The following is a 278-nucleotide window of genomic DNA, read 5'->3' on the forward strand; positions in this document are numbered from 1 at the left end:
GACCCGGCGGCCAGCGGACCCGTCATCGCCGTTCCAGGCGGATGGTGACTTGAATGGTGCGGTGATCAACAACAGTGTGTTTTCGTTTGTCGCGGGCATGAGCCGCCTCAACAAGGAATACACCCGCCAGAGTTATCTGTTGGCCAGCAGCTATGTGAGTGAAGTCCTGAAAGTGGGGCGCGGCACACAGGCCTGGTATGACGAATTTATCAAGGTCATGAGCAGCCTTGGCTGGTTGCCGATACGCAGCAGTTTCGAACGGGTCACCACCTCCGTGA

General features: G+C 57.6%; 1 protein-coding gene. It reads left to right on the forward strand.

The features are described from left to right. Positions 1 to 49: 49 nt before the first annotated feature. Positions 50 to 278: hypothetical protein (locus MTCD1_RS19035; protein ID WP_200818662.1), on the forward strand; the 229-nt coding region annotated here is incomplete at its 3' end.

Origin of the sequence: Colwellia marinimaniae, assembly GCF_002207865.1 — a bacterium.
GTDB classification, from domain to species: Bacteria; Pseudomonadota; Gammaproteobacteria; order Enterobacterales; family Alteromonadaceae; genus Colwellia; species Colwellia marinimaniae.